Here is a 23970-nt window from a genome sequence, read left to right as displayed (position 1 = left end):
CGGGGCGTCGGTGGCTCAGCGGACGAGGTGGCCGGTGGTGCGGAGTTCGTCCTTGACCTGGCCGATCGTCAGGTCGCCGAAGTGGAAGACGCTGGCGGCGAGCACCGCGTCGGCACCGGCATCGACGGCGGGCGCGAAGTCGGCGAGCTTGCCGGCCCCGCCGGAGGCGATGACGGGCAGCGAGACGGCCTTGCGGACGGCGCCGATCATCTCCAGGTCGTAGCCGTCCTTGGTGCCGTCGGCGTCCATCGAGTTCAACAGGATCTCGCCGGCGCCGAGTTCGGCGGCCCGCACCGCCCACTCGACGGCGTCCAGGCCGGTGCCCTGGCGGCCGCCGTGGGTGGTGACCTCGAAGCCGGAGGCGGTCTGGGTGCCCTCGGGGCAGCGCCGGGCGTCCACCGACAGGACCAGCACCTGGCGGCCGAAGCGCTGCGCGATCTCGCGGATCAGTTCGGGGCGGGCGATCGCCGCGGTGTTGACGCCGACCTTGTCGGCGCCGGCCCGCAGCAGCTTGTCGACGTCCTCGACGGTGCGCACGCCACCGCCGACGGTGAGCGGGATGAACACCTGCTCGGCGGTGCGGCGGACCACGTCGTAGGTGGTCTCCCGGGAACCGGAGGAGGCGGTGATGTCGAGGAAGGTCAACTCGTCGGCGCCCTGGGCGTCGTAGAGCTTGGCGAGCTCGACCGGGTCGCCGGCGTCGCGCAGGTTCTGGAAGTTGACGCCCTTGACGACGCGTCCGGCGTCCACGTCCAGACAGGGGATCACGCGTACTGCGAGGGTCACGGCTGCTTGCCTTCCAAAGTGCGGGCCAGGCCGGGGCGGTGGGCCTCCAGCTCGACCTCGACCATCATCCGGGAGTCGGTCAGGCCCTGGACGACCACCATCGTGGTGACCGGCCGGACCTGGTCGAAGAGTTCCTTGTGGGCGCGGCCGACCTCGTCGCAGTCCCGGACGTGGGTGAGGTACATCCGGGTGCGGACCACGTCGGCGGCGGTGAGTCCGTAGTGAGCGAGCGCGTCGAAGGCCACCTTGAAGGCGGCGATCGTCTGCTCGTACGGGTCGCCCTCGACCAGGGCGACCCCGTCGTCGAAGGCGGTGCAGCCCGAGACCAGGACGAAGTCCCCGGCCGCCACTGCCCGGGAGTATCCGTAAGCGTCCTCCCAGGGGGACTTTGCGGAGTAACGGGCGTCGGCGGCCGGGGTTTCGTCGGTCATCGGGACACAGCCTCCAGGGCCTCTTCGAGGGTGAACTTCTGCTCGTAGAGGGCCTTGCCGACGATCGAGCCCTCGACGCCCTCCGGCACCAGGGTGGCGATCGCGCGCAGGTCGTCCAGCGACGACACGCCGCCGGAGGCGACCACCGGGCGGTCGGTGGCGGCGCAGACGTCGCGCAGCAGCTGGAGGTTGGGGCCGGTCAGGGTGCCGTCGCGGTTGACGTCGGTGACCACGTAGCGGGCGCAGCCCTCGGAGTCGAGGCGGGCGAGGACGTCGAACAGCTGGCCGCCGTCGCGGGTCCAGCCGCGGCCGCGCAGGGTGGTGCCGACCACGTCGAGGCCGACGGCGATCTTGTCGCCGTGCTCGGCGATCACCTTGGCGACCCACTCGGGGCTCTCCAGCGCGGCGGTGCCGAGGTTGACCCGGGTGCAGCCGGTGGCGAGCGCGGCGGCCAGCGACTCGTCGTCGCGGATGCCGCCGGACAGTTCGACCTTGATGTCGAGCCGGCCGGTGACCTCGCGGAGCAGGTCGCGGTTGCTGCCGGTGCCGAAGGCGGCGTCCAGGTCGACCAGGTGCAGCCACTCGGCGCCGGCGTTCTGCCAGGCCAGGGCGGCGGCCAGCGGCTCGCCGAAGGAGGTCTCGGTGCCGGAGGCGCCCTTGACCAGGCGGACGGCCTGCCCGTCGCGGACATCGACGGCGGGCAGCAGTTCGAGGCGGTTGGTCATGATCCGTTGGTCTCCCAAGTCGGAGGGCGTCAGAGGGTGTCGACCCAGTTGGTCAGCAGGGCGGCGCCGGCGTCACCGGACTTCTCGGGGTGGAACTGGGTGGCCCACAGCGGTCCGTTCTCCACCGCGGCGACGAACGGCTGCCCGTGGGTGGCCCAGGTCACCTTGGGGGCGCGGATCTTCTCGGAGTGGGTCTCCAGCAGCCAGTGCCGCACGCCGTAGGAGTGGACGAAATAGAACCGGGTGTCGGCGTCCATCCCGGCGAACATCCGGCTGTCCTCGGGGGCGTCGACGGTGTTCCAGCCCATGTGCGGGACGACCGGCGCGTCCAGCGGCTCGACCACGCCGGGCCACTCGTCGCAGCCGGCGGTCTCGACGCCGTGCTCGACGCCCTTCTCGAACAGGATCTGCATGCCGACGCAGATCCCCAGCACCGGGCGGCCGCCGGCCAGCCGGCGGCCGATGATCTGCTCGCCGCGCACCGCCTTCAGGCCGCGCATGCACGCCTCGAAGGCGCCGACGCCGGGCACCAGCAGGCCGTCCGCGTCCAGCGCCTGCTGGAAGTTGGAGGTGACGGTGACGGTCGCGCCGGTCCGTTCGACGGCGCGCTGGGCGGAGCGCAGGTTGCCGGAGCCGTAGTCCAGCACCACCACGTTCTTGCTCATGTCGCGGAATCTCCTAGTAGCGCAGGATGCCGGCGGCCAGGCACATGGCCGAGGCGAAGCCGAGGACGAGGATCACGCTCTTCGGCTTGTCCTGCTTCCAGAACGAGTAGACGCCGGCGGCGAAGAAGATGCCGAGGAAGATCAGTACAGAGGCCATCAGAGGGCGCCCTTCGTGGACGGGAGGATGCCCTCGGCGCGCGGGTCGCGCTCGGAGGCGTAGCGCAGCGCCCGGGCGAGCGCCTTGAACTGGCACTCCACGATGTGGTGCGCGTTGCGGCCGTACGGCACGTGCACGTGCAGGGCGATCTGGGCCTGCGCGACGAAGGACTCCAGGATGTGCCGGGTCATCGTGGTGTCGTACGAGCCGATCATCGGGGCCATGCCCTCGGGCTCGCTGTGCACCAGGTACGGGCGGCCGGACAGGTCGACCGTGACCTGCGCCAGCGACTCGTCCAGCGGGACGGTGCAGTTGCCGAACCGGTAGATGCCGACCTTGTCGCCGAGCGCCTGCTTGAAGGCGGCGCCGAGGGCGAGCGCGGTGTCCTCGATGGTGTGGTGGGTGTCGATGTGCAGGTCGCCGTCGGTCTTCACGGTGAGGTCGAAGAGGCCGTGGCGGCCGAGCTGGTCGAGCATGTGGTCGTAGAACCCGACGCCCGTGGAGACGTCCGTCCTGCCGGTTCCGTCGAGGTCGATCTCGACCAGGACGGAGGTCTCCTTGGTGGTGCGTTCGACGCGGCCGATACGGGACATTGCGGGTTTACAGCTCCTGACTGGCAGCGCGCGCGGAGCGCGCACGATCAAGGGTGGGGGTGGGCGACGGGAGGGCGTTGGCGACGGCGCCGAGGAAGGCGTCGTTCTCGGCGGGGGTGCCGGCGGTGACGCGCAGCCACCCGGGCACGCCGTTGTCGCGGACCAGCACGCCCTGGTCGAGGATCGCCTGCCACACCGCGTGGGTGTCGGCGAAGCGGCCGAACTGGATGAAGTTGGCGTCGGAGTCGGTCACTTCGAGGCCCAGCTCGCGCAGCGCGACCACCACCCGGTCGCGCTCGGACTTCAGCTGCTCGACGTAGCCGAGCAGCGTGTCGGTGTGCTCCAGGCAGGCCAGCGCGGTGGCCTGGGTGACCGCCGAGAGGTGGTACGGCAGCCGGACCAGCTGCACCGCGTCCACTACGGCCGGGTCGGCGGCCAGGTAGCCGAGCCGCAGCCCGGCCGCGCCGAACGCCTTCGACATGGTGCGCGAGACCACCAGGTTGGGGCGGCCCGCCAGCAGCGGCAGCAGCGAGGCGCGGTGCGAGAACTCGACGTACGCCTCGTCCACCACCACCATGCTCGGCCTGGCGGCCTGCGCGGCCTCGTACAGCGCGAGCACGGTGTCGGCCTCGACGGCGGTACCGGTCGGGTTGTTCGGCGAGCAGATGAACACCACGTCAGGGCGCAGCTCGGCGATCGCCGCGCGGGCCGCGTCCAGGTCGATGGTGAAGTCCTCGTTGCGCGGGCCGGAGACCCAGGCGGTGCCGGTGCCGCGGGCGATCAGGGCGTGCATCGAGTACGAGGGCTCGAAGCCGATCGCGGTGCGGCCGGGCCCGCCGAAGGTCTGCAGCAGCTGCTGGAGCACCTCGTTGGAGCCGTTGGCGGCCCACACCTGGTCCTTCGTCACGGCGTGGCCGGTGGTGTCGGTCAGGTAGGCGGCCAGGCCGGTGCGCAGCTCGACCGCGTCCCGGTCCGGGTAGCGGTTGAGCTGCCGGGCGGCGTCGGCGACCCGCTCGGCGATCCGGGCCACCAGCGGCTCGGGCAGCGGGTACGGGTTCTCGTTGGTGTTCAGCTGGACGGGCACGTCCAACTGCGGTGCGCCGTAAGGGGACTGGCCGCGCAGCTCGTCCCGGACGGGCAGGTCGTCGATCTTCGTCACGGGGTGGGGACACTCCAGTCGCTGTGCCAGTTCTGTTCGTCTCCGACAAAACGTGCCTTCACGGCGTCTCCGTGGCCCGGCAGGTCCTCGGCCTCGGACAGGTTGACCACGTGCGCGGCGATCCCGGCCAGCGCCGCGCGGTCGTACTCGACGACCTGGACGCCGCGCAGGAAGGTCTGCACGGACAGGCCCGAGGAGTGGCAGGCGCAGCCGCCGGTCGGCAGGACGTGGTTGGAGCCGGCCGCGTAGTCGCCCAGCGAGACCGGGGTGAAGCGGCCGAGGAAGATCGCGCCGGCGTTGCGGACCCGCTCGGAGACGGCGTGCGGGTCGGCGGTCTGGATCTCCAGGTGCTCGGCGGCGTACGCGTTGACCACGGCCAGGCCCTGGTCCAGGTCGTCGACCAGGATGATGCCGGACTGCGGGCCGCCCAGCGCCTCGGCCACCCGCGCGGAGTGCCGGGTGCGGGCGACCTGGGTCTTCAGCTCGGCCTCCACCGCGTCGGCGAGCTCCGCCGAGGCGGTGACCAGCACCGAACCGGAGGTCGGGCCGTGCTCGGCCTGGCTGATCAGGTCGGCGGCGACCTCGGCGGCGTCCGCCGTGTCGTCCGCGAGCACCATGATCTCGGTCGGGCCGGCCTCCGAATCGATGCCGATCCGGCCGGCGAACAGCCGCTTGGCGGCCGCCACGTAGATGTTGCCGGGGCCGGTGACCAGGTTGACGGGCGCGCACTCCTCGGTGCCGAGCGCGAACATCGCCACCGCCTGGGCGCCGCCCACGGCGTACACCTCGTCCACGCCGAGCAGCGCGCACGCCGCCAGGATGGTCGGGTGCACCCGACCGCCGAACGCCTTCTGCGGCGGCGAGGTGACGGCGATGCCGCGCACCCCGGCCTCCTGCGCGGGCACCACATTCATCACAACGGAGGACGGGTAGACCGCCAGACCGCCCGGCACGTACAGGCCGACCCGGTCCACCGGCACCCACCGCTGGGTGACGGTGCCGCCCGGCACCACCTGCGTGGTGTGGCCGGTGCGCCGCTGGTCGCCGTGCACGGCGCGGGCCCGGCGGATCGACTCCTCCAGCGCGGCGCGCACCTTCGGGTCGAGCTGCTCCAGGGCCTCGGCGATCTGCCCGGCCGGGACGCGGGTGGACGTCAGCCGCACCCCGTCGAAGCGTTCGGTGATCTCGATCAGCGCCGCTACGCCGCGATGGCGTACGTCCTCGGCGATCGGCCGCACCTTCTCAAGGGCGGCTTCCACGTCGAACTCGGCACGGGGCAGCACGTCACGCGGGTCCTGGTCGGAGCCGCGGAGGTCGATTCGAGAAATCACACGGCCAAGTGTAAGGAGTGGCGAAAACCGGCAGCCGGGCATTTCAGTCCGTGATACGAAAGGTGAGACATCTACAAGATCATCGGGGGGCGCGGTGGAACAGGCACCGGACGACTGGACGGACACCGAACGCGGCCTGTGGGACGCCTTCCGCCACGGCGAGGTGTACGACCTGCGCGCCGGGCGTGTCGGCGGGGCCACCGATCTCCTGCTGCCCGCCCCCGCCGGTGCGGCCGTCCGCCCCGACGAGGAGAGCCTCGGCCCGGACGACCCGTTCACCGCCGAGGAGTGGGGCCCCGGGCGCACCGTCCGCGCCGAGGTGCTCGCCCGGCTGCTGCTGCACGGGCCCGAACCCGTCCCCGGCCGGGTCGCCGCGCTGAAACTCACCGGCGCCCGGATCACTGGCGACCTCACCCTGGCCGGCGGCACCATCGGCTGCTACGTCGAGTTCCAGCTCTGCCGCTTCGACCGCAAACTGCTGCTCTCCGAGGCCACCGCCGGCACCCTGCGGCTGGTCTCCTGCGTCCTCCCCCGGCTGGAGGCCTCCCGGCTCGCCACCGAGGGCGACATGCACCTCGCCCGCTGCGGCATACCCGGCGGCATCCGCCTCACCGACGCCCGGATCGGCACCGACCTGCTGCTCAACCAGTCCGCCGTCGGCCCCGACTCGTTCGGCCGCGCGATCTCCGCCGACGGCATCACCGTCAGCCAGGACTGCGAGGCCGAACGCCTCGGCCTGCTCGGCGAACTCAGCCTGCGCTCGGCCCGGATCGGCGGCCGGCTCTCGCTGCGCGGCGCCGCCCTGCGCTCCGCCCCCAACAACCCGAACGCGCTCAACGCCCCGCGGATCAGCATCGGCCACACCCTGTACCTGTCCGGCTCCGACGACACCACCTGGACCGGCTCCCGCACCGTCTACGGCTCCGGCTACGGCGAGTCCGGCGACGCCCTCGAATACCGCGCCACCCGCCACACCCCGTTCCGCTCCTGGGGCCGGGTCCGGCTCTCCGACGCCCGCTTCGACAACGCCTGCCTGATCACCGCCGCCGAGTTCCACCTCGGCCCCGGCCAGGAACTCTCCCTCAACCGGATCCAGACCCCCGAGCTGCGCTTCACCTGCGAGACCCCGCCCACCGGCACCGTCAGCCTCAACCGCGCCCGGATCGGCAACCTGGTCGACTCCCCCGGCGCCTGGCCCACCGACCGGCACATCTCGCTCACCGGCTTCAGCTACGAATCGCTCCGCCCCGCCGAGCCCTTCCCGCTGGAACGCCGCGTCGAATGGCTGGAGTCCGGCGCCGAGTTCCGCCCCGAGGCCTACGAGCAGCTCGCCGCGGCACTGCGCCGCGACGGCGCCGACGAGGACGCCCGCACCGTCCTGCTCGCCAAGCAGCGCCGCCGCCGGGGCACCCTGCCGCTGCCCGGCCGGCTCTGGGGCCACCTCCAGGACGCCGCCGTCGGCTACGGCTACCGCCCCGGCCGGGCCGCCACCTGGCTGGTCCTCGCCTGGGCCCTCGGCACCATCTACTTCCAGGAGCACCCGCCCGAGCCGGTCAAATCCGACGAACATGTGGTGTGGAACCCGGCCCTGTACGCGGCCGGCAAGGTCCTCCCGCTGATCGACCTCGGCCAAGCCGGCTGGAACCCCGACCACCCCGGCCAGTGGGTCGCCACCGCCCTGGTCCTGACCGGCTGGGTCCTCGCCACCACCGCCGTGGCCGGCGTCACCCGCCTCCTCCAGCGGGGCTAGCCGGTAAGTGCGGCGCGGCGGCGGCCCCACGGGAACTACGCTGTCCGCCGTGACTGATCGGCTCCCGCTCTTCCCCCTCAACACGGTCCTCTACCCGGGCCTGGTGCTGCCCCTGCACGTCTTCGAGGAGCGCTACCGACACCTGGTCGCCGACCTGCAGAAGCTGCCCGAGGACGAACCGCGCCGCTTCGGCGTGATCGCCATCAGGGACGGCCGGGAGATCGCGCCGGTCCGCGAACTCGACGAGCCCGCAGGCCCGTTGGACGGCATCGGCGCCCCCGGCGAGGACCCGCTGGACGCCCTCCACCCGGTCGGCTGCGTCGCCGACGTCGCCTCCGTCCGGGACCAGCCCGAGGGCCGCTACGAACTCCTCGTCACCGGCACCACCCGGTTCCGGCTGCGCGCCATCGACGCCACCGGCCCCTACCTGGTCGGCGACGTCTCCGTACTGCCCGAACAGCCCGGCGAGGGCTCCGGCGCACTCGCCGCCGGCGTCGAACGCGCCTTCCGCACCTACCAGAAGCGGCTGGCCGGCGCCCGCGAAGCCACCCTCAACGGCGAACCCGAACTGCCCGACGACCCGCAGGTGCTCTCCTACCTGGTCGCCGCCGCGACCACCCTGCCGGTGGCCGTCAAGCAGGAACTCCTCGCCTGCCCCGACACCGCGCAGCGCCTCACCCGCGAGCTCGAACTGCTCCGCCAGGAGAGCGCGGTGATCGCCAAACTCCCGTCCCTGCCCGCCACCGACCTCACCCGCCAGGCGTTCAGCCCGAACTGAGGACTCCCCCGCCCATGTCCAAGAAGAAGACCGCCGGCGGCACCCCCGCGACCGTCGCCCTCGACACCGCCGCGGTCCCGTTCACCGTTCACGAATACGCCCACGACCCCGCCGCAAGCTCCTTCGGAGCGGAGGCGGCCGAGGCGATGGGCGTCCCGCCCGGGCGGGTCTTCAAAACCCTCCTCGCCGAGACCGACGGCACCCTGGCCGTCGCCGTCGTCCCCGTCTCCGGCCAACTCGACCTCAAGGCCCTCGCCACCGCGCTCGGCACCAAACGCGCCACCATGGCCGACCCCACCGCCGCCGAACGCTCCACCGGCTACGTCCTCGGCGGCATCTCCCCCCTCGGCCAACGCAAGAAGCTCCGCACCGTCATCGACACCACCGCCCTGAGCCACCCCACGATCTACGTCTCCGCCGGCAAACGCGGCATGGAAATCGAACTCGCCCCGGCGGACCTGATCCGGCTCACGAACGCGAAGACGTGGGCGATCGGGAAGGGGTGAGGAGAGCACAACCAGGGGCGCGGGGAACTGCGCGAAGCGGAAGACCCCAACCGCAAGATCGCGACGCGGGCAATGACTTGCCATTGATCGCGACCTTACGGACCGGTGTGCGCTTGTCGCGCAGTTCCCCGCGCCCCCGGGTTCGCGCCCGCCTGCGTTCGATTCCTACTGCTGCGCCCAATAAGGCGGCCGGTCCGGCTCCCGCTTGCCGAACGTCGCCGACAGTGCGAGCAGCACAATCGTTGCCGTCATCGGCCACACCAGCAGCGCGCCGTGCGCCGTGAGCTCCAGCGGCCCGTCGAACGTGCCGCCGTTGCCGACCGCGAGGGCGTGCGCGCGCAGATCGGTGGTGGGGCCGAGGCGGCTGCCGAGCTGCCAGCCGATGACGGAGCCGAGGAGGCCGCCGGCGGTGAGGCCGACGGCGACGGCGATGCCGCCGCCGCGGGCGCGGGTCCACAGGAAGGCGCCGAGGGCGGTGGCGACGCCGAGGGCGAGGCCGAGCAGGGAGAAGACGCCGACGGCGGCGATCTGGGCTTCGCCTTCGGGGTCGCGGTAGAGGATGCGGTTGTCCTGGACCTCGAAGCCGACCCGGGGGGCGAGCCAGAGCCAGAGCAGGCCGAGGACGACGCCGAGGACCGCTCCGGCGACAGCGATGATCGCTCCGATCCGCAATTCGGGGCCGACCGGCGGCCGCTCGACGGGGGCGGGCGACTGGTGCGGGTGGGGCGGGGCGAACGGGTCCGCCCCGGGCGGCGTGTTACCCGCAGGTGTGTTCGGTACGGTCACGGCCCCATCGTTTCATGGCCGCCCCCGCCACTGTCGATCTCCGGTCGGTGCAAGTTCCCGCACGACCCGGTGCACGTTCCCGCACGACCCGGTGCACGTTCCCCACGGGAGCGGTCTCAGCGGGCGGCCCGCCGGTACGCCCAGGTGGCGAGCGTCAGCGAGCCGAGGCCGACGGCGCCGCAGACGCCGAGGTCGAGCAGGACGCGGGCCCAGTCCGGTTGCGGGGCGAAGGTGAGGGCGAGCGCGTCCACGCCGTAGCTGGAGGGCAGCAGGTCGCGCAGCCACTGCACGGGGACGGGCAGCCGGGAGGCCGGCAGGACGCCCAGCAGCAGGGCGGCGGACATGCCGAGCTGTCCGGCGAGGGTGGCGAGTTCCTGGCGCGGGGCGAGCAGCCCCAGCGCCGCACCGAGTCCGGCGAGCGCGGCACCGGCCAGCGGGACGACGGCGAGCAGGATCCACAGCCGGCCCATCGGCAGGTCGAACATCCAGCTGCCGGCCGCGGCGGTGACGAACACGCCGGGCACGGTGAAGGAGGCGTACGCGGCGGCGGTGCCGAGCACCACGGAGGCGGGCGGGACGGGCAGGGTGGCGTAGTGGTCGAGGCCGCCGGTGTGGCGGAGCTTCCCGAAGTACTGGGCGAGCAGGTTGAGCGCCACGAATGCGACGACCAGGACGGCGGAGCCGGCCACCACGGCGTGCGCGGAGGGGTTGTCGCCGGGGTCCACCACGCCGCGCATCATCACCAGGATGCCGATGGACTGGAAGGTGGCGACGAACAGCAGCGGGATCCGGGCGACCTTGGCGCGGGCCAGCTGGGCACGGTAGACGGCGGCCAGGGCGGGCAGCAGCCGGGCGGCGGGGGCCAGCGGGGCGGCCTGCCCGGTGCCGGTGGCGGCGGGCGCATCGAGCAGGGTCATCGGGTGAGTCCTTCGTGCCGGCCGCCGAGTCGGAGGTAGGCGTCCTCCAGGGTGGGGGTGGCGAGGGTGAAGTCGTCGAGCGCGGCGAAGGCGGGGCCGGTGGTGACGGCTGCGACCAGTTCGCGGGCCTCGTCGGGGGTGGTGCGCAGGGTCCAGCGGCGGCCGGTGCGCTCGGCGCGTTCGGCGAGCGCGGCAACGGCGGGGACGCCCATCGGGGCGTCGTGCCGCCACACCAGGTCGAGCCGGACGTTGCCGTCCACCAGGGCCTTGAGGCCGCCGGGGGTGTCGCAGGCGATGACCTTGCCGCCGTCGATCACGGCGACCCGGTCGAGCACGGTCTCGGCCTCGATGACGTTGTGGGTGACCAGCAGCACGGTGGTGCCGCGCTCGGCGCGGCGGCGATCGACGGCGCTCCACACGGCGCGGCGGGCGACCGGGTCCATGCCGGTGGTGGGCTCGTCCAGGACCAGCAGCGGGCGTTCGCCGACCAGGGTGGCGGCGAAGCAGGCGAGGCGGCGCTGGCCGCCGGAGAGTTTGGCGAGCGGACGGTGGGCGAGCGGTTCGAGACCGAGTTCGGTGATCACGTCGGCGGTCTCGGCGCGGGCGGCGGCGCGGGACAGGCCGCGCAGTCGGCCGGTGGTCTCGGCGGCGAGGGCGACGGTGAGCTCGTCGAGGGCGGTGGATTCCTGGCCGAGGTAGCCGAGCAGCCGGGCGGCCCGTTCGGGGTGGCGGACGATGTCGTGGCCGAGCAGCTCGATGGTGCCGGCGTCGGGGCGGAGCAGGCCGGTGAGCTGGCGGACCAGGGTGGACTTGCCGGCGCCGTTGGGGCCGAGCAGCCCGAAGATCTCGCCGCGCCCGACGGCGAGGTCGATGCCGTCGTTGGCCCGGACCTCGGTGCCGCCCGCCCGATAGGTCTTGACCAGGCCGCTGACGGTGCAGCAGCCCTGAGGTGCCTTGCTCACGACGGAAGACTTTACGCGCCGCGGGGGACGTTCCGGGCACGCGGGTCGGGTCGCCGGCGGCGGTCAGTTGTCCTCCAGGGCCTCCGCCGGGCGCCGGGTGTCGGGGACGCGGGCGGCCAGTTCCTTCCAGAAGCCCTCCCGGATGGCGTACCGGTCCTGCTCGTCGATCTGGTCCTCCTTGTGCGCGAGCAGGCCGAACCGGGCGGCGTAGCGCAGCAGTTCGCCGTCGAGGCGGTGCGGGATGCGCGGGTGCTCGGTCCACAGCAGGGCGGGGCGGTCGGTGGGGGCGAGGCGGTCGAGCCAGCGGCGGGCGAAGACCTGGCCGACCTCCTGCGGGTCGCCGCCGACGCTGGTGATGTCCTCCTCGCGGTCGGCCCAGCGCTGGGCGGCGGTGGTGAGGCGGTCCAGGGTGGGCAGTGCGTCGGCGGCGCTGGGGGTGTCGGTGCGCTCCAGCCAGCCCCGGTCGGAGGACCAGCGCAGCACCGGCCCGCCGAGCGCGGCGGCCGACGGCACGGCAGCGGGGACGGGGACGGGGGTGCGGCCTGCCAGGTCCTTGGGGGTCGGGATGACGCGTAACGGGGCTGTCCGCCCACTGGGGGCCGCTGCGGCGGGGGCGGTGGCGCGGGGGCGGGGCGGGGTGGGCAGCACGGCGACGGGTGCGACGACGGGGGTGACGGGTTCGGGGGTGCTCTCCCGGGGGCGGGCCCAGCGTTCGATCCAGGCACGGTCGAGCACCCGGCGTTCGTCGGCCTCGCCGACGAGTTCCTCGGACTGGTTGAAGTCGCCGTCGGCGGCCTCCAGCGCCCACAGGTGGACGGCCACGCCGTGTTCCTTGGCGGAGGCGACGCCGGGCAGCAGGTCGCCGTCCCCGGTGACCAGCACCACGTCGGCGCAGGCGTGGTTGCGGGCGAGTTCGCTGAGTTCGGCGTGCATCGCGGCGTCCACGCCCTTCTGCACCCAGCGGCCCTCGGCCCGGGTGAGCGCGCCGAGCCGGACGGTGACCCGGGGCAGCACTCTGAGGCGGCGGTGTTCGGGCACGGGTCTGCGGTCGATGGCGGCGTCGAACCAGTAGATCCGCAGCAGGGGCAGCCCGGTCTCCTCCTCGGCACGTTCGCGCAGCGCGGCGATCAGCACGTGATGGTCGACGGCGATCCGTGACCGGCCGGGTTCTCCGGCGAGCAGGCTGGCGGCGGCGCCCAGCAGGTAGCCCGCGTCCACCAGGACGACGCAGCGGTCCATCCGGCACCTCCTCCTCGGCCCGGCGCCGCGGCGGTGGGGAGGCCGCCCGGCGGTCCGGCCCACCGTTGCGCACACCTTTACCCCTCGTTCGCTCCGTGAACCGCGTCGAACGGTTCGGCTCGCGAGCCTGGATACTGGGACACCGTGCGGAAGAGTGCGGTGGCAATGTGCGCAGTGGCGGCGATCGGCGCGGTCGCCATTGTTCTGGTGCCCTCGACCGTTCCGGAGACCTCCCAGGGGGACACCGCGCTGGTCTCGGTGGTGGTCAACGGCGGCCGCACGATCGAGCTGGGCCCGACCGAGACCCGGACCTTCCCGGTGGAGGTGACGGCGACGGACCGTTCCGGTATCCGCGCGGTCGATCCGATCGGCGTGTGGGGCCCGAACTACGCGACCCTCAAGGTCGGCCCGATGAGCTGCGTCCCGCTGGACGCCACCGGCACGGTGAGCCGCTGCACGGGCGAGGTGACGGCCTCGGCGACCTCCCGGGTGCTGTTCGACGACCAGGCCGGCACCTGGTTCGTGGACCTGCGGATCCAGGCCAACGACGGCGACCGCTACGTGTCGAAGTCGGCGGGCGGCTTCTCGCTGAAGCGGACGGCACGGATCGACCAGGCGTCCGCCCCGGCCACGGCGGCCTTCGGCCAGAGCATCCAGGTGCAGGCGCGGCTCCAGCGCACCATGTGGGACGAGAACGGCTACATCCCGCAGAGCGGGACGACGGTGTACCTGCAGTTCCGCCCGACCGGCTCGGACACCTGGAGCACGCTGACGGCGGCCAACACGAACGCCGAGGGCCAGGTGTCCGTCCAGGTCCCGGCTCTCCGGCCGGGCACGTACCAGTGGTTCACCCCGGGCGACAAGTGGACGGGCTCGGCGACCTCGGCGGAGCTGGCGATCACCGTCGACCCGGAGCCGGCCAACCCCGGCCAGTGAACGCGTCGGCCCCGGCCGGTGAACGCGTCAGGGGCGCCGGGGAGGTTCCCCGGCGCCCCTGACGGCAGGTCTGCGTCAGCCGCGCAGTTCGGCGGCGACCAGTTCGGCGATCTGCACCGCGTTGAGCGCGGCGCCCTTGCGCAGGTTGTCGTTGGACAGGAACAGCGACAGGCCGTTGTCGACGGTCTCGTCCACCCGGATCCGGCCGACGTAGCTCGGGTCCTGGCCGGCAGCCTGCAGCGGGGTGGGGATGTCGGTGAGGACGACGCCGGGGGCGTCGGCCAGCAGTTCGGTGGCGCGCTCGGGGCTGAGCGGGCGGGCGAAGCGGGCGTTGACCTGGAGCGAGTGGCCGGTGAAGACCGGGACGCGCACGCAGGTGCCGGAGACCTTCAGCCCGGGGATGCCGAGGATCTTGCGGCTCTCGTGGCGGAGCTTCTGCTCCTCGTCGGTCTCGTTGCTGCCGTCGTCCACCAGCCCGCCGGCGAACGGCAGCACGTTGAACGCGATCGGCCGCTTGTAGACGCCCGGGGCGGGGAACTCGACGGCGGCGCCGTCGTGCACCAGCGCGGTCGCGTCCTCGACCACCTTGCGGGCCTGCTCGTGCAGCTCGGAGACGCCGGCCAGGCCGGAGCCGGAGACCGCCTGGTAGGTGGAGACCACCAGCGAGACCAGCTCGGACTCGCCGTGCAGCGGCCGCAGCACGGGCATCGCGGCCATGGTGGTGCAGTTCGGGTTGGCGATGATGCCCTTGGGGCGCTCGGCGATCGCCTCGGGGTTGACCTCGGCGACGACCAGCGGGACCTCGGGGTCGCGGCGCCAGGCGGAGGAGTTGTCGATGACGACGGCTCCGGCCTCGGCGACCTTCGGGGCGAGGGCCTTGGAGGTGGCGCCGCCGGCGGAGAAGATCACGATGTCGAGGCCGCGGTAGTCGGCCGTGGCGGCGTCCTCGACGGTGACTTCGGTGTCCTTCCAGGGCAGGGTGCGCCCCGCCGAGCGGGCCGAGGCGAACAGCCGCAGCTGCTCGATCGGGAAGCTGCGCTCCGCCAGGATCTCGCGGACCACGCCGCCGACCTGACCGGTGGCTCCTACGATGCCGACCTTCATCCGTCTCCTCCTCCTACGTTGTGCAAAGCCATCATGCCTTGTCAGAGCTGGTGTGCGCGGGGGCGTCCCAAGGCGTGAACGCCTGCCGTCCGGCGCGGCAATCCCTTTCGTCGGGGCGCCCGCGGGCCGGAAATCCTGCGCGGAAATCAGCCGTGCGCGAGCAGCGGCAGCCGCACCGCCGGGGTGGGGATCCGCCCGGCGCGGTGCAGCAGGGCCTTGAGCGCGGTCGGGTTGGGCCCGGCGAACGCGGCCCTGGACACCCCGGCCAGTTCCGCGCCGAGCCGGCGGGCCAGCGGCACGTCGCCGTCGGCCCAGGCCCGGTGCAGGGCGACGAAGCGGGCGGTCTCCAGGTGCGCGGAGGCCAGGATGCCGCCGTCGGCGCCGAGTGCCAGCAGCGGGGACAGGAACAGGTCGTCGCCCACCAGCACCCCGCGCGGGCCGGCGGCCAGCAGCGCCACGGCCTGCTCGTCGATCCCGCCGGGGGCGTACTTGAGGCCCGCGACCTGCGGCAGGGCCAGCAGCTCCAGCAAGGTGGCGGCGCCCAGCGGCTGCCCGGTGCGGTACGGGATGTGGTAGATCACCAGCGGCACCGGGCTGGTGGCGGCCAGCTCCCGGAAGTGCGCGAGCACCCCGGCCTCGCCGGGCCGGACGAACGCCGGGACGGCGACCAGTGCCGCGTCCGCCCGCCCGTCGAGGCGGCCCAGCGCCTCGGCCGTCCGCGCGGTGCCGCCGTGCCCGGCGCCGACCGTCAGCACGGCCCCGTACTCGGTGGTGACGCGCCGACAGAGCTCGACCACCGCGTCCTGTTCGGCGTCGGTGAGGGAGCCGGGTTCGCCGGTGGTGCCGAGGGCGACCAGTCCGGCGGCGCCGGCGTCCAGGCTGTCGCGGGCCAGCTGCTCCAGCGCGTCGAGGGCGAGGGCGCCGTCGGCGGTGAACGGAGTGACCAGCGGGACGTGAATGCCGTGGAGTTCCATGGGGGAAGCGTGCCGGGCGCCGACCGTGCGGGTCCAGTTCACATTTCCGATGCTTCTCGTAAGCTGAGCCGGTGCTCGATGTGCGACGACTGCGGCTGCTGCGCGAACTGGCCCACCTGGGGACGATCGCGGCGGTGGCGGACGCCCTGGCGTTCAGTCCTTCGGCGGTGTCCCAGCAGCTGTCGGTGCTGGAGCGGGAGGCCGGGGTGCCACTGCTGGAGCGGACCGGTCGGCGGGTGGCGCTGACCCCGGCCGGGCGGAACCTGGTGCGGCACACCGAGGCGGTGCTGGAGCTGCTGGAGCGGGCCGACGCCGAGCTGGCCCACGCCCGCCGCGGCCTGGCCGGCCCGCTGCGGATCGGCGCCTACCCGTCCGCCGTGCGCGCCCTGGTTCCGGCCGCGCTGGCCGAACTGGCCTCCCGGCACCCGGAGTTGGAGGCCATGGTGAGCGAGGTGGACCCGGCCGCGGTGGCGGCGGCGCTGCGCGCGGGCGAGCTGGACCTGGCGCTGGTGCACGAGTACGACCTGGTGCCGGACGAGCCGGAGGAGGGCATCGCGCTGACCGGCCCCGTGTTCGCCGAGCCGATGTACCTGGCAGCCCGCAGCGCGGGCACCCTCGCCGACCACCAGGGCAGCCCGTGGATCACCGCCCCGCCCGGCACCCGCTGCCACGAACTCACCCAACGCGCCTGCCAGGCCGCCGGGTTCAGCCCCCGGGTCCGGCACCGGGTGGACGACTTCGCGGCCCAGCTGGCGCTGGTGGCGGCCGGCCAGGGCGTGGCACTGGTTCCGCACCTGGGCACCGGCCACTGCCCTGTGAACGTCGCCCTGACCCGCCTGCCGATCTACCGCCGCACCCGCACCGCCTTCCGCGCGGGCGCCGCCGCCCACCCCGCGGTGGCCGCCTTCGCGGCGGCCCTGCACGCGGCGGTCCCGGCCGAACTGCGGGCCGCCTGACGGCCGTTCAGCCCGCGAACTCGCGGATCAGCCGCCAGACCTCGGCGGGCCGCTCCTCCTGCATGAAGTGCCCGCCGCCGTCCACCAGCCCGGTGCTGAGCGCCCGCACCCCGGCGTCCCGCAGGCCTGCGGCGTAGGCGTCGAGGTCCACGGGTTCGCGGGTGCCGCGCAGGTAGAGCAGCGGGGTGTCGACCGGCCCGGCGGCGGCGGACTCGGCGTTGTCGCGGGCGTCCTGGGCGAGCGCCCGGTAGAGGTCGAACCCGGCGGTGAGCCGGTCGGGTTCGCGGTAGGCGGCGGCCTGTTCGGCGCGCGACGCGGGAGTGATCCGCTCGGGGTCGGCGGACAGCACCTGGTAGAAGTACGCGAAGTAGGCCTCCTGCCGGCCGTCCACCAGCGTCTCGGGCAGGCCGGGGACGGCGTGCAGGCCGAAGTGCCAGATGTGCGGGTTGCGCAGCACCTGCTCCCAGGGGGCGACGCCGGGCAGCACGGTGTTCATCACCACCACCCGGTCGACGGCGTCGAAGGTCCGCAGGTAGGCGTAGGCGGCCATGCCGCCGGCGTCGTGGCCGACCAAGGTGGTGCCGGTGAGGCCGAGTTGGCCGATCAGGGAGTGCACGGCGGCGGCGATCCGCCGCTTGGAGCCGCCGACGCCGCCGGTGGAGCGGCCGATGCCGGGCAGGTCCACGGCCAGCAGGCGGGCCTCCTCACCGGCCGCGGCCATCACGCCCTGCCAGGTGCGGGAGGACTCGGGCCAGCCGTGCAGCAGCAGGAAGGGCTCCCCTTCGGGGTCGCCGGATTCCACGACGTGCAGGGAGAGTTCACCAACGGGCAGCTGACGGCGCCTCAGTTCGATCGACATGATCCATGTCTATCAAAAGACATGGATCATGTCGATCCCTGGTCGTCTAGGCTGGGCCGCATGAACGACGACCGCCCGGGCTACGAGCGCGGCACCGGCTTCCTGCTGGCCCGGCTCGGCTCGCTCGCCACCCGCTCCTGGACGGCCTTTCTCGGCGAGCACCGGCTGACCCAGGCCCAGTACGGCGTCCTGGTCGCGCTCGGGCAGCACGGCCCGGTCGGCCAGGGCCGGCTGGCCGGGCTGGTGGCGGTGGACGCCCGCAACCTGGTGTCGGTGCTCGACGGCCTGACCGACCGCCGCCTCCTGGAGCGCCGGCCGCACGACACCGACGGCCGCCGCCGGGTGGTCGCGCTGACCGCCGAGGGGCGCGCGCTGGTGGACGGCCTCGCCGCCGCGGCCGCCGCCGAGCAGGACCGCTTCCTGGCCGCCCTGCCCGCCGCCGACCGGGCCCGGCTGAACCGGCTGCTGCAACGCCTCTACGACGCCCACCTGCCGGACGCCCCGGGCGGTCGATAGCCTTCCGCCATGCATGAGGTGAACGAGCAGACGGAGCAGCCCGGCCGGTTCGGGGCCGAGGCGACGGTGGAGATCGCGGCCGAGCGGATCGGGTCGGTGCACACCGCGTACGCGCCCGACCCCGACGGGGACCCGGATCCGGGCGAGATCGTCTGGACCTGGGTGCCGTTCGAGGAGAACGACGGGCGCGGCAAGGACCGGCCGGTGCTGGTGGTGGCCCGGGAGCGGGCCGGCACGCTGCTGACGGTGATGCTGTCCAGCAAGGGTCACGACCAGGACCCGGACTGGGTGCCGCTCGGCGCCGGCCCGTGGGACCGCAGCGGCCGGGACTCCTGGGTGGCCCTGGACCGGGTGTTCCGGGTGCACGACGGGGGGATGCGGCGCGAGGCCTGTGCCCTTGACCGGGCCCGTTTCCAGCTGGTGGTCGACTCGTTGAGGCATCGTTACGGCTGGCACTGAGTAACGATTGTCCGATCGTCATACACAGCTTGCCCTCAACCGGGTACAACGGCTCCAGCAACTCCCAACAGTTGACCTGGAGTCGGACGCATGAGCAGCAACACTCCTCCTGGCTACGGGCCGCAGGACCCGTACGGCCAGAACCCGTACGGCCAGCAGCCGCCTCCGGCGACCGGCGGCTACGGCACCCCGCCGCCGCCTCCCCCGCCGCCGGGCTACGGCGAGCAGCCCGGGTACGGCGCCCAGCCCGGCTACGGCCAGCAGCCGGGGTACGGCGCCCCGCAGGCCCAGTGGCCGGCCTGGCTCGGCCAGACCCCGCCGCCCGGCATGCCGCCGACCCCGGGCGTCCGGACGCTGGCGACGTTCGCCGACCGTTTCGTGGCCCGCCTGATCGACTGGGCGATCCTGCTGATCCCGGTCTACATCGTCGTCTCGATCATGCCCTTCGTCCTCGCCTCCTTGGTGATCGCCCTGGCCTACGCCGCCTACGACGCGGCGTTGATGCTCAGCCAGCACGGCCAGACCGTCGGCAAGAAGGTCATGAAGCTCCGGGTGGTCAGCTTGGCCCACGGCGGCCGTCCGACCGACAACGAGCTGTGGACCCGGGCCGGCGTCTGGGGCGGTCCGTTCATCGTCCCGTTCATCGGCGGGCTGCTCGGCCTGGTCAACGGCCTCTCGCAGCTGTGGGACAAGCCGTTCCAGCAGACCTTCCACGACAAGGCCGCCAAGACCGTGGTGGTCAAGGAGGGTTGATCCTCCGCCACACGCCGGAAGGCCCCCCGCACGAACGCGGGGGGCCTTCCGTTGTGACGGGACGCGTCAGCTGGCCAGGCAGCTCGGCCCGAGCAGCTGCTTGAGGTCGCCGAACAGCGCCGGGTCGGACTTCACCCGGTGCCGGTCGAGGCGCAGCACCACGGTCCTGGTCCGGCCGCGCAGGTGGACGTGGACCTCGGTGGAGCCGCGGTGGCTGCCCAGCACCTCGCCGAGCCGGGCCACGATCGGCGGGGTGAGCTTGTTCTCCGGCACGGTGATCACGATCGGCAGCTGGGCGCCGACGTTGGACAGGTCGGGCACGGAGAGTTCCATGCCCATCAGCCTGGGCACGTCCTCCCGCTTGTCGAGCTTGCCGCGGACGAACACCACGGCGTCCTCGACGAGTTGGGAGGAGACCAGCTGGTAGCTGGCGGGGAAGAACATGCAGTCGATGGAGCCGGCCAGGTCCTCGACGGTGGCGATCGCCCAGGCGTTGCCCTGCTTGGTCATCTTGCGCTGGAGGCCGGAGATGATGCCGCCGATGGTGACGATGGTGCCGTCGGGTCGTTCGGCGAGGTCGGCGACCGCGCAGTCGGCCTTGTCGGCGAGCACGTGCTCGATGCCGTGCAGCGGGTGCGAGGAGACGTACAGGCCGAGCATCTCGCGCTCCTGGGTGAGCAGGAAGGACTTCTCCCACTCCTCCTCGGAGAACACCACGTCCAGGCCGAAGCTCGGCTCGTCGGAGACGCTGTCGCCGCCGAACAGGTCGAACTGGCCCTCGGCCTCCTTGCGCTTGATCGAGACCACGTTGTCGATCATCGGCTCGAACTGGGCGGTCAGGCCCTTGCGGGTGTGCCCGAGCGAGTCGAAGGAGCCGGCCTTGATCAGCGATTCCACGGTGCGCTTGTTGCAGACCACCGCCTCGACCTTGTCCAGGAAGTCCGGGAAGGAGGTGTACTTCCCCTTGGCCTTCCGGGTGCGGATCATCGACTCCACCACCGGGCCGCCGACATTGCGGATGGCGGTCAGGCCGAACCGGACGGTGTCGCTGCCGTGCGGGGTGAAGTCGGCGTCGGACTCGTTGACGTCCGGCGGGAGCACCTGGATGCCCATCTTGCGGCACTCGTTGAGGTAGACCGCGGACTTGTCCTTGTCGTCCTTGACCGAGGTGAGCAGGCCGGACATGTACTCGGCCGGGTAGTTGGCCTTGAGGTAGGCGGTCCAGTAGGAGACCAGCCCGTAGCCGGCGGTGTGGGCTTTGTTGAAGGCGTAGCCGGAGAACGGGACCAGGACGTCCCACACGGCCTGGATCGCGGCGTCCGAGTAGCCGTGTTCGCGGCAGCCCTTCTGGAAGGGCACGAACTCGGCCTCCAGGATCTCCTTCTTCTTCTTGCCCATCGCGCGGCGCAGCAGGTCGGCCTGGCCGAGCGAGTAGCCGGCCAGGATCTGCGCGGCCTTCTGCACCTGCTCCTGGTAGACGATCAGGCCGTAGGTCGGCTTGAGGATCTCCTCCAGGGGCTTCTCCAGCTCCGGGTGGATCGGGGTGATCTCCTGCTGGCCGTTCTTGCGCAGCGCGTAGTTGGTGTGCGAGTTGACGCCCATCGGACCCGGGCGGTACAGCGCGAGGACGGCGGAGATGTCTTCGAAGTTGTCGGGCTTCATCAGGCGCAGCAGCGAGCGCATCGGGCCGCCGTCGAGCTGGAAGACGCCGAGGGTGTCGCCGCGGGCGAGCAGTTCGTAGGTGGGCTTGTCGTCGAGCGGCAGGTCGAGCAGCTCGATCTTGATGCCCTTGTTCTTCTCGATCGCCTTGACGGCGTCGTCCATGATCGTCAGGTTGCGCAGGCCGAGGAAGTCCATCTTGAGAAGGCCGAGGCCCTCGCAGGTGGGGTAGTCGAACTGCGTGATGGTGACGCCGTCGGTGTGCCGGGTCCAGACCGGGATGTGGTCGGTCAGCGGCTCGGCGGACATGATGACGCCGGCGGCGTGCACGCCGGGCTGGCGGATCAGGCCCTCGATGCCGCGCGCGGTGTCGATGACCTTCTTGACGTCCGGGTCGCTCTCGTACAGGCCGCGGATCTCGCCGGCCTCGCCGTAGCGGGGGTGCGAGCTGTCGGTGATGCCGGAGAGCGGGATGCCCTTGCCCATGACGTCCGGCGGCATCGCCTTGGTGATCCGGTCGCCCATCGCGTACGGGTAGCCGAGGACGCGCGAGGAGTCCTTGATGGCGGCCTTCGCCTTGATGGTGCCGTACGTGACGATCATGGCGACCTTGTCGGAGCCCCACTTCTCCGTCACGTAGCGGATCACGTCGCCGCGCCGGCGCTCGTCGAAGTCGATGTCGACGTCGGGCATGGAGATGCGCTCGGGGTTGAGGAAGCGCTCGAAGATCAGGCCGTGCGGGATCGGGTCGAGGTCGGTGATGCCCATCGCGTAGGCGACCAGCGAACCCGCCGCCGAACCACGGCCCGGACCCACCGCGATGCCCTGGCTCTTGGCCCACATGATGAAGTCGGCGACCACGAGGAAGTACGCCGGGAACCCCATCTGGATGATGGTGTCCATCTCGTACTCGGCGAGCTTCTTGTGCTCCTCGTCGTAGCCGCCCGGGAAGCGCCAGTCCATGCCCTCCCAGACCTTGGACTTGAAGAAGTCCGCCTCGGACTCGAAGCCCTCCGGGATCGGGAACCGCGGCATCAGGTTCTTGAACTTGAACATGCCCTCGGTGTCGACCCGGGAGGCCACCAGCAGCTGGCTGTTGCGGCAGCCCTCCTGCCAGATGTCGGAGGAGTCGAGGGCGTACATCTCGGCGGCGGACTTGATGTAGTAGCCGGTGCCGTCGAAGCGGAAGCGGTCCGGGTCGGAGAGGTTCTTGCCGGTCTGCACGCACAGCAGCAGGTCGTGGGCGCCCGCGTCGGCCTCGGTGGTGTAGTGCGAGTCGTTGGTGACCACCGGCGGGATGTTCAGCTTCCTGGAGATCTCCAGGAGGCCGTCGCGGACCCGCTTCTCGATGTCGAGGCCGTGGTCCATCAGCTCCAGGAAGTAGTTCTCCTTGCCGAAGATTTCCTGGTACTCGGCGGCCGACTTGAGCGCCTCGTCGAACTGGCCGAGCCGCAGCCGGGTCTGCACCACGCCGGACGGGCAGCCGGTGGTGGCCATCAGGCCGGCCGCGTGCTCGGCGATGATCTCCTGGTCCATCCGGGGCCACTTGACCAGCCAGCCCTCCGCGTAGGAGCGGGAGGTCAGCTTGAAGAGGTTGTGCAGGCCCTCCTTGTTGCGGGCCCAGATGGTCTTGTGGGTGTAGGCACCGGACGCCGAGACGTCGTCCTTCTTCTGGTGCGGCTGGCCCCACAGGATGCGCTTGGTGTTGGAGCGGGACTCCGGCGCGACGTACGCCTCGATGCCGATCACCGGGGTGATGCCGGCGGCGGTGGCCTGCTTGTGGAACTCGGCGGCGCCGTACATGTTTCCGTGGTCGGTCATCGCGACGTGGGTCTGGCCCAGCCGCTCGACCTCCTTGAAGAGCTGCTTCAGCCGGGCGGCGCCGTCCAGCATCGAGTACTCGGTGTGGACGTGCAGGTGCGCGTACGGCTGGTCGCTCAAGGCGGGGCCTCCGGGGTCCTGAGGGGGGCTGAAACACGTAAGGCCCGAGCCACCACCTGGGCTCGGACCACGGCTTCCGGGATCGCGTCCCCGAGTCTAGTCCCCCTCCGGACGTGGAAGCGCTAACCTCCGACCACCACACGGTTACGGGAGGGGACCCGCCATGGCCTTCGTCCAACCACCGCTGCCGACACCCCGGCCGGGGGGCCGGGGACTGCCCGGAGTCGGCGTCCTGCTGCTGGTGCAGATCGCCGTGGAGCTCGCGATCCTCGGCTACGACCTCAGTCACAGCGGCCTGAACTATCTGCCGATCGCCCTCGGGGTGCCGGTCGACCCCCGCTACTACGTGCCCGCCCCGGCCGCCTTCACCGGCTACGACACGGCGCTGGTGCTCACCTCACTGGTGCTGGCCTTCGGCGCGTTCAACCGCCGCCCGTGGGCCCGGGCGGGCGCGGTCGCCGTCCTCGCGGTCAACGCCTACGGCTCGGCGACCACGCTGATCGCGGCGTTCGTCAACAACGGCGAGGGCGTCCTGCACCAGGACGCCGTCCCGATGCTGCTCACCGCCACCTATGTGGCGGACGTCCTGCTCGCCCTGGCCGTCGTGCTGATCGCGGCCGCCGGCCGTGAGCAGTCGGCTCCGGCCCTGCCCCCTTACCCGACCCCGCCGTACCCGGCCCCGCCCGTCCCGGCGCCCGCTGCCACCGACCCGGCCCCGGGCACCTGGGGTGCTCCCCCGCCGCCCGCCGCTCCCACGGGGTACCGGCCCCCGCAGCCGCCCCCGGGCGCCCCCGGCGCCGCGTCCGTCTTTCCCCCGCCGCCGCCCGCCCAGCCGCCGACCCAGCCGCCCGCTCCGCCCGCGCAGCCGCCCGCCTGAGCGGTCCGGGCGCTTGTCCGGGCGCGTTGTCGGAGTGCCCGCCGTCGGCCCGAGCTGCGTGGGCGGCGGGGCTCTCCGGCGGCCGGGCCCGCACCTGATCTGCTGGACTGCCCGCGGGCGCTGCCGGACGGTGACGTTCGCGTCCTGACGC

General features: G+C 72.5%; 25 protein-coding genes. 9 read left to right on the top strand and 16 right to left on the bottom strand.

From position 1 onward, the window contains the following. Positions 1 to 15 precede the first annotated feature (15 nt). The 8 genes from hisF to hisD are packed head-to-tail and all read right to left on the bottom strand — an operon-like array spanning position 16 to position 5847. Positions 16 to 786 (bottom strand): imidazole glycerol phosphate synthase subunit HisF, encoded by a 771-nt coding sequence (gene hisF, locus ACFV18_RS24245; RefSeq protein WP_380486497.1) that lies wholly within the window; start codon positions 784 to 786, stop codon positions 16 to 18. Beyond that, complete coding sequence (locus ACFV18_RS24240; RefSeq protein WP_380486495.1) at positions 783 to 1217, bottom strand: RidA family protein; 435 nt, start codon at positions 1215 to 1217, stop codon at positions 783 to 785. Before ACFV18_RS24240 ends, hisF begins: the two co-directional genes overlap by 4 nt. Then, positions 1214 to 1942, bottom strand: coding sequence for a bifunctional 1-(5-phosphoribosyl)-5-((5-phosphoribosylamino)methylideneamino)imidazole-4-carboxamide isomerase/phosphoribosylanthranilate isomerase PriA (gene priA, locus ACFV18_RS24235; protein WP_035861549.1), 729 nt, complete (start codon positions 1940 to 1942; stop codon positions 1214 to 1216). Before priA ends, ACFV18_RS24240 begins: the two co-directional genes overlap by 4 nt. Positions 1943 to 1971: 29 nt before the next feature. Next, the gene (gene hisH / locus ACFV18_RS24230; protein ID WP_380486493.1) at positions 1972 to 2607 is read right to left on the bottom strand and encodes an imidazole glycerol phosphate synthase subunit HisH; all 636 of its coding nucleotides are present in this window, start codon (positions 2605 to 2607) and stop codon (positions 1972 to 1974) included. Between the two features lie 13 nt (positions 2608 to 2620). After that, on the bottom strand, positions 2621 to 2764 hold the full coding sequence (locus ACFV18_RS24225; RefSeq protein ID WP_380486491.1) for a hypothetical protein: 144 nt from the start codon (positions 2762 to 2764) through the stop codon (positions 2621 to 2623). After that, positions 2764 to 3357, bottom strand: a complete 594-nt coding sequence (hisB, locus tag ACFV18_RS24220) for an imidazoleglycerol-phosphate dehydratase HisB (protein WP_380486489.1) — start codon at positions 3355 to 3357, stop codon at positions 2764 to 2766. Before hisB ends, ACFV18_RS24225 begins: the two co-directional genes overlap by 1 nt. Positions 3358 to 3364: 7 nt before the next feature. Continuing rightward, positions 3365 to 4516, bottom strand: coding sequence for a histidinol-phosphate transaminase (locus tag ACFV18_RS24215; protein ID WP_380486488.1), 1152 nt, complete (start codon positions 4514 to 4516; stop codon positions 3365 to 3367). Beyond that, a complete protein-coding gene (gene hisD, locus ACFV18_RS24210; RefSeq protein WP_380486485.1) occupies positions 4513 to 5847 on the bottom strand; it encodes a histidinol dehydrogenase in 1335 nt (444 codons plus the stop codon). The genes ACFV18_RS24215 and hisD overlap by 4 nt, the downstream gene beginning before the upstream one ends. Positions 5848 to 5941: 94 nt before the next feature. On the opposite strand from hisD, the gene ACFV18_RS24205 reads away from it, so the two are divergent. Genes ACFV18_RS24205 through ybaK form a run of 3 tightly spaced genes read left to right on the top strand, consistent with a single transcriptional unit; the run spans position 5942 to position 8881 of the window. Beyond that, complete coding sequence (locus tag ACFV18_RS24205) at positions 5942 to 7597, top strand: oxidoreductase (protein ID WP_380486484.1); 1656 nt, start codon at positions 5942 to 5944, stop codon at positions 7595 to 7597. A 49-nt stretch (positions 7598 to 7646) separates the two neighbouring features. Next, positions 7647 to 8375, top strand: a complete 729-nt coding sequence (locus ACFV18_RS24200) for an LON peptidase substrate-binding domain-containing protein (protein ID WP_380486482.1) — start codon at positions 7647 to 7649, stop codon at positions 8373 to 8375. A gap of 14 nt (positions 8376 to 8389) precedes the next feature. Continuing rightward, positions 8390 to 8881 (top strand): Cys-tRNA(Pro) deacylase, encoded by a 492-nt coding sequence (gene ybaK / locus ACFV18_RS24195; RefSeq protein WP_380486481.1) that lies wholly within the window; start codon positions 8390 to 8392, stop codon positions 8879 to 8881. A gap of 165 nt (positions 8882 to 9046) precedes the next feature. Here ybaK and ACFV18_RS24190 read toward each other — a convergent pair whose 3' ends face one another. The 4 genes from ACFV18_RS24190 to ACFV18_RS24175 all read right to left on the bottom strand — a co-directional run bounded on the left by ACFV18_RS24190 (position 9047) and on the right by ACFV18_RS24175 (position 12785). Then, positions 9047 to 9667: a hypothetical protein gene (locus tag ACFV18_RS24190; protein ID WP_380486479.1), complete on the bottom strand. Its 621-nt coding sequence runs from the start codon at positions 9665 to 9667 to the stop codon at positions 9047 to 9049. Between the two features lie 116 nt (positions 9668 to 9783). Beyond that, positions 9784 to 10584: an ABC transporter permease gene (locus tag ACFV18_RS24185; protein ID WP_380486477.1), complete on the bottom strand. Its 801-nt coding sequence runs from the start codon at positions 10582 to 10584 to the stop codon at positions 9784 to 9786. Then, a complete protein-coding gene (locus ACFV18_RS24180) occupies positions 10581 to 11546 on the bottom strand; it encodes an ABC transporter ATP-binding protein (RefSeq protein ID WP_380486475.1) in 966 nt (321 codons plus the stop codon). Before ACFV18_RS24180 ends, ACFV18_RS24185 begins: the two co-directional genes overlap by 4 nt. A gap of 63 nt (positions 11547 to 11609) precedes the next feature. Further along, positions 11610 to 12785, bottom strand: coding sequence for an NYN domain-containing protein (locus ACFV18_RS24175; RefSeq protein ID WP_380486473.1), 1176 nt, complete (start codon positions 12783 to 12785; stop codon positions 11610 to 11612). A gap of 144 nt (positions 12786 to 12929) precedes the next feature. Here ACFV18_RS24175 and ACFV18_RS24170 point away from each other — a divergent pair, with 144 nt between their 5' ends. Beyond that, complete coding sequence (locus ACFV18_RS24170) at positions 12930 to 13721, top strand: hypothetical protein (RefSeq protein ID WP_380486471.1); 792 nt, start codon at positions 12930 to 12932, stop codon at positions 13719 to 13721. Positions 13722 to 13796: 75 nt separating this feature from the next. On the opposite strand, the gene ACFV18_RS24165 is transcribed toward ACFV18_RS24170, so the two are convergent. Together ACFV18_RS24165 and ACFV18_RS24160 are read right to left on the bottom strand one after the other, a co-directional pair. Further along, a complete protein-coding gene (locus ACFV18_RS24165; protein WP_380486470.1) occupies positions 13797 to 14825 on the bottom strand; it encodes an aspartate-semialdehyde dehydrogenase in 1029 nt (342 codons plus the stop codon). Positions 14826 to 14971: 146 nt separating this feature from the next. Then, positions 14972 to 15799, bottom strand: coding sequence for a dihydrodipicolinate synthase family protein (locus ACFV18_RS24160; RefSeq protein WP_380486468.1), 828 nt, complete (start codon positions 15797 to 15799; stop codon positions 14972 to 14974). A gap of 71 nt (positions 15800 to 15870) precedes the next feature. Here ACFV18_RS24160 and ACFV18_RS24155 point away from each other — a divergent pair, with 71 nt between their 5' ends. Further along, the gene (locus ACFV18_RS24155) at positions 15871 to 16755 is read left to right on the top strand and encodes a LysR family transcriptional regulator (protein WP_380486466.1); all 885 of its coding nucleotides are present in this window, start codon (positions 15871 to 15873) and stop codon (positions 16753 to 16755) included. A gap of 7 nt (positions 16756 to 16762) precedes the next feature. Here the strand turns inward: ACFV18_RS24155 and ACFV18_RS24150 are convergent, their stop codons facing one another. Continuing rightward, positions 16763 to 17614 (bottom strand): alpha/beta fold hydrolase, encoded by an 852-nt coding sequence (locus ACFV18_RS24150; RefSeq protein ID WP_380486464.1) that lies wholly within the window; start codon positions 17612 to 17614, stop codon positions 16763 to 16765. A 60-nt stretch (positions 17615 to 17674) separates the two neighbouring features. Here ACFV18_RS24150 and ACFV18_RS24145 point away from each other — a divergent pair, with 60 nt between their 5' ends. From ACFV18_RS24145 to ACFV18_RS24135, 3 genes are all read left to right on the top strand, one after another. After that, positions 17675 to 18130 carry a MarR family winged helix-turn-helix transcriptional regulator gene (locus tag ACFV18_RS24145; RefSeq protein WP_380486462.1) on the top strand — a complete coding sequence of 152 codons (456 nt, stop codon included), beginning with the start codon at positions 17675 to 17677 and terminating at the stop codon, positions 18128 to 18130. A 9-nt stretch (positions 18131 to 18139) separates the two neighbouring features. Then, positions 18140 to 18589: a type II toxin-antitoxin system PemK/MazF family toxin gene (locus ACFV18_RS24140; protein ID WP_380486460.1), complete on the top strand. Its 450-nt coding sequence runs from the start codon at positions 18140 to 18142 to the stop codon at positions 18587 to 18589. Between the two features lie 90 nt (positions 18590 to 18679). Further along, positions 18680 to 19342 carry an RDD family protein gene (locus ACFV18_RS24135; protein WP_380486459.1) on the top strand — a complete coding sequence of 221 codons (663 nt, stop codon included), beginning with the start codon at positions 18680 to 18682 and terminating at the stop codon, positions 19340 to 19342. A 66-nt stretch (positions 19343 to 19408) separates the two neighbouring features. On the opposite strand, the gene dnaE is transcribed toward ACFV18_RS24135, so the two are convergent. Further along, positions 19409 to 22942 carry a DNA polymerase III subunit alpha gene (gene dnaE, locus ACFV18_RS24130; RefSeq protein ID WP_380486457.1) on the bottom strand — a complete coding sequence of 1178 codons (3534 nt, stop codon included), beginning with the start codon at positions 22940 to 22942 and terminating at the stop codon, positions 19409 to 19411. Positions 22943 to 23105: 163 nt separating this feature from the next. On the opposite strand from dnaE, the gene ACFV18_RS24125 reads away from it, so the two are divergent. Then, complete coding sequence (locus tag ACFV18_RS24125; RefSeq protein ID WP_380486456.1) at positions 23106 to 23819, top strand: hypothetical protein; 714 nt, start codon at positions 23106 to 23108, stop codon at positions 23817 to 23819. Positions 23820 to 23970: the final 151 nt, after the last annotated feature.

Source organism: Kitasatospora sp. NPDC059673, from assembly GCF_042734215.1.
In the GTDB taxonomy this organism is placed as follows: Bacteria; Actinomycetota; Actinomycetes; order Streptomycetales; family Streptomycetaceae; genus Kitasatospora.
Note: the sequence above shows the minus strand (reverse complement) of the source record. Positions and strands in the feature narration are given on the sequence as shown.

Excerpts from the sequence above, each read along its gene's own strand:
- hisB (WP_380486489.1), bottom strand. The coding sequence starts at position 3,357 with ATGTCCCGTATCGGCCGCGTCGAACGCACCACCAAGGAGACCTCCGTC.
- priA (WP_035861549.1), bottom strand. The coding sequence starts at position 1,942 with ATGACCAACCGCCTCGAACTGCTGCCCGCCGTCGATGTCCGCGACGGG.
- ACFV18_RS24175 (WP_380486473.1), bottom strand. The coding sequence starts at position 12,785 with ATGGACCGCTGCGTCGTCCTGGTGGACGCGGGCTACCTGCTGGGCGCC.
- ACFV18_RS24145 (WP_380486462.1), top strand. The coding sequence starts at position 17,675 with ATGAACGACGACCGCCCGGGCTACGAGCGCGGCACCGGCTTCCTGCTG.
- ACFV18_RS24150 (WP_380486464.1), bottom strand. The coding sequence starts at position 17,614 with ATGTCGATCGAACTGAGGCGCCGTCAGCTGCCCGTTGGTGAACTCTCC.
- ACFV18_RS24240 (WP_380486495.1), bottom strand. The coding sequence starts at position 1,217 with ATGACCGACGAAACCCCGGCCGCCGACGCCCGTTACTCCGCAAAGTCC.
- ACFV18_RS24135 (WP_380486459.1), top strand. The coding sequence starts at position 18,680 with ATGAGCAGCAACACTCCTCCTGGCTACGGGCCGCAGGACCCGTACGGC.
- ACFV18_RS24125 (WP_380486456.1), top strand. The coding sequence starts at position 23,106 with ATGGCCTTCGTCCAACCACCGCTGCCGACACCCCGGCCGGGGGGCCGG.
- hisH (WP_380486493.1), bottom strand. The coding sequence starts at position 2,607 with ATGAGCAAGAACGTGGTGGTGCTGGACTACGGCTCCGGCAACCTGCGC.
- ybaK (WP_380486481.1), top strand. The coding sequence starts at position 8,390 with ATGTCCAAGAAGAAGACCGCCGGCGGCACCCCCGCGACCGTCGCCCTC.
- ACFV18_RS24225 (WP_380486491.1), bottom strand. The coding sequence starts at position 2,764 with ATGGCCTCTGTACTGATCTTCCTCGGCATCTTCTTCGCCGCCGGCGTC.
- ACFV18_RS24185 (WP_380486477.1), bottom strand. The coding sequence starts at position 10,584 with ATGACCCTGCTCGATGCGCCCGCCGCCACCGGCACCGGGCAGGCCGCC.
- ACFV18_RS24140 (WP_380486460.1), top strand. The coding sequence starts at position 18,140 with ATGCATGAGGTGAACGAGCAGACGGAGCAGCCCGGCCGGTTCGGGGCC.
- ACFV18_RS24160 (WP_380486468.1), bottom strand. The coding sequence starts at position 15,799 with ATGGAACTCCACGGCATTCACGTCCCGCTGGTCACTCCGTTCACCGCC.
- ACFV18_RS24165 (WP_380486470.1), bottom strand. The coding sequence starts at position 14,825 with ATGAAGGTCGGCATCGTAGGAGCCACCGGTCAGGTCGGCGGCGTGGTC.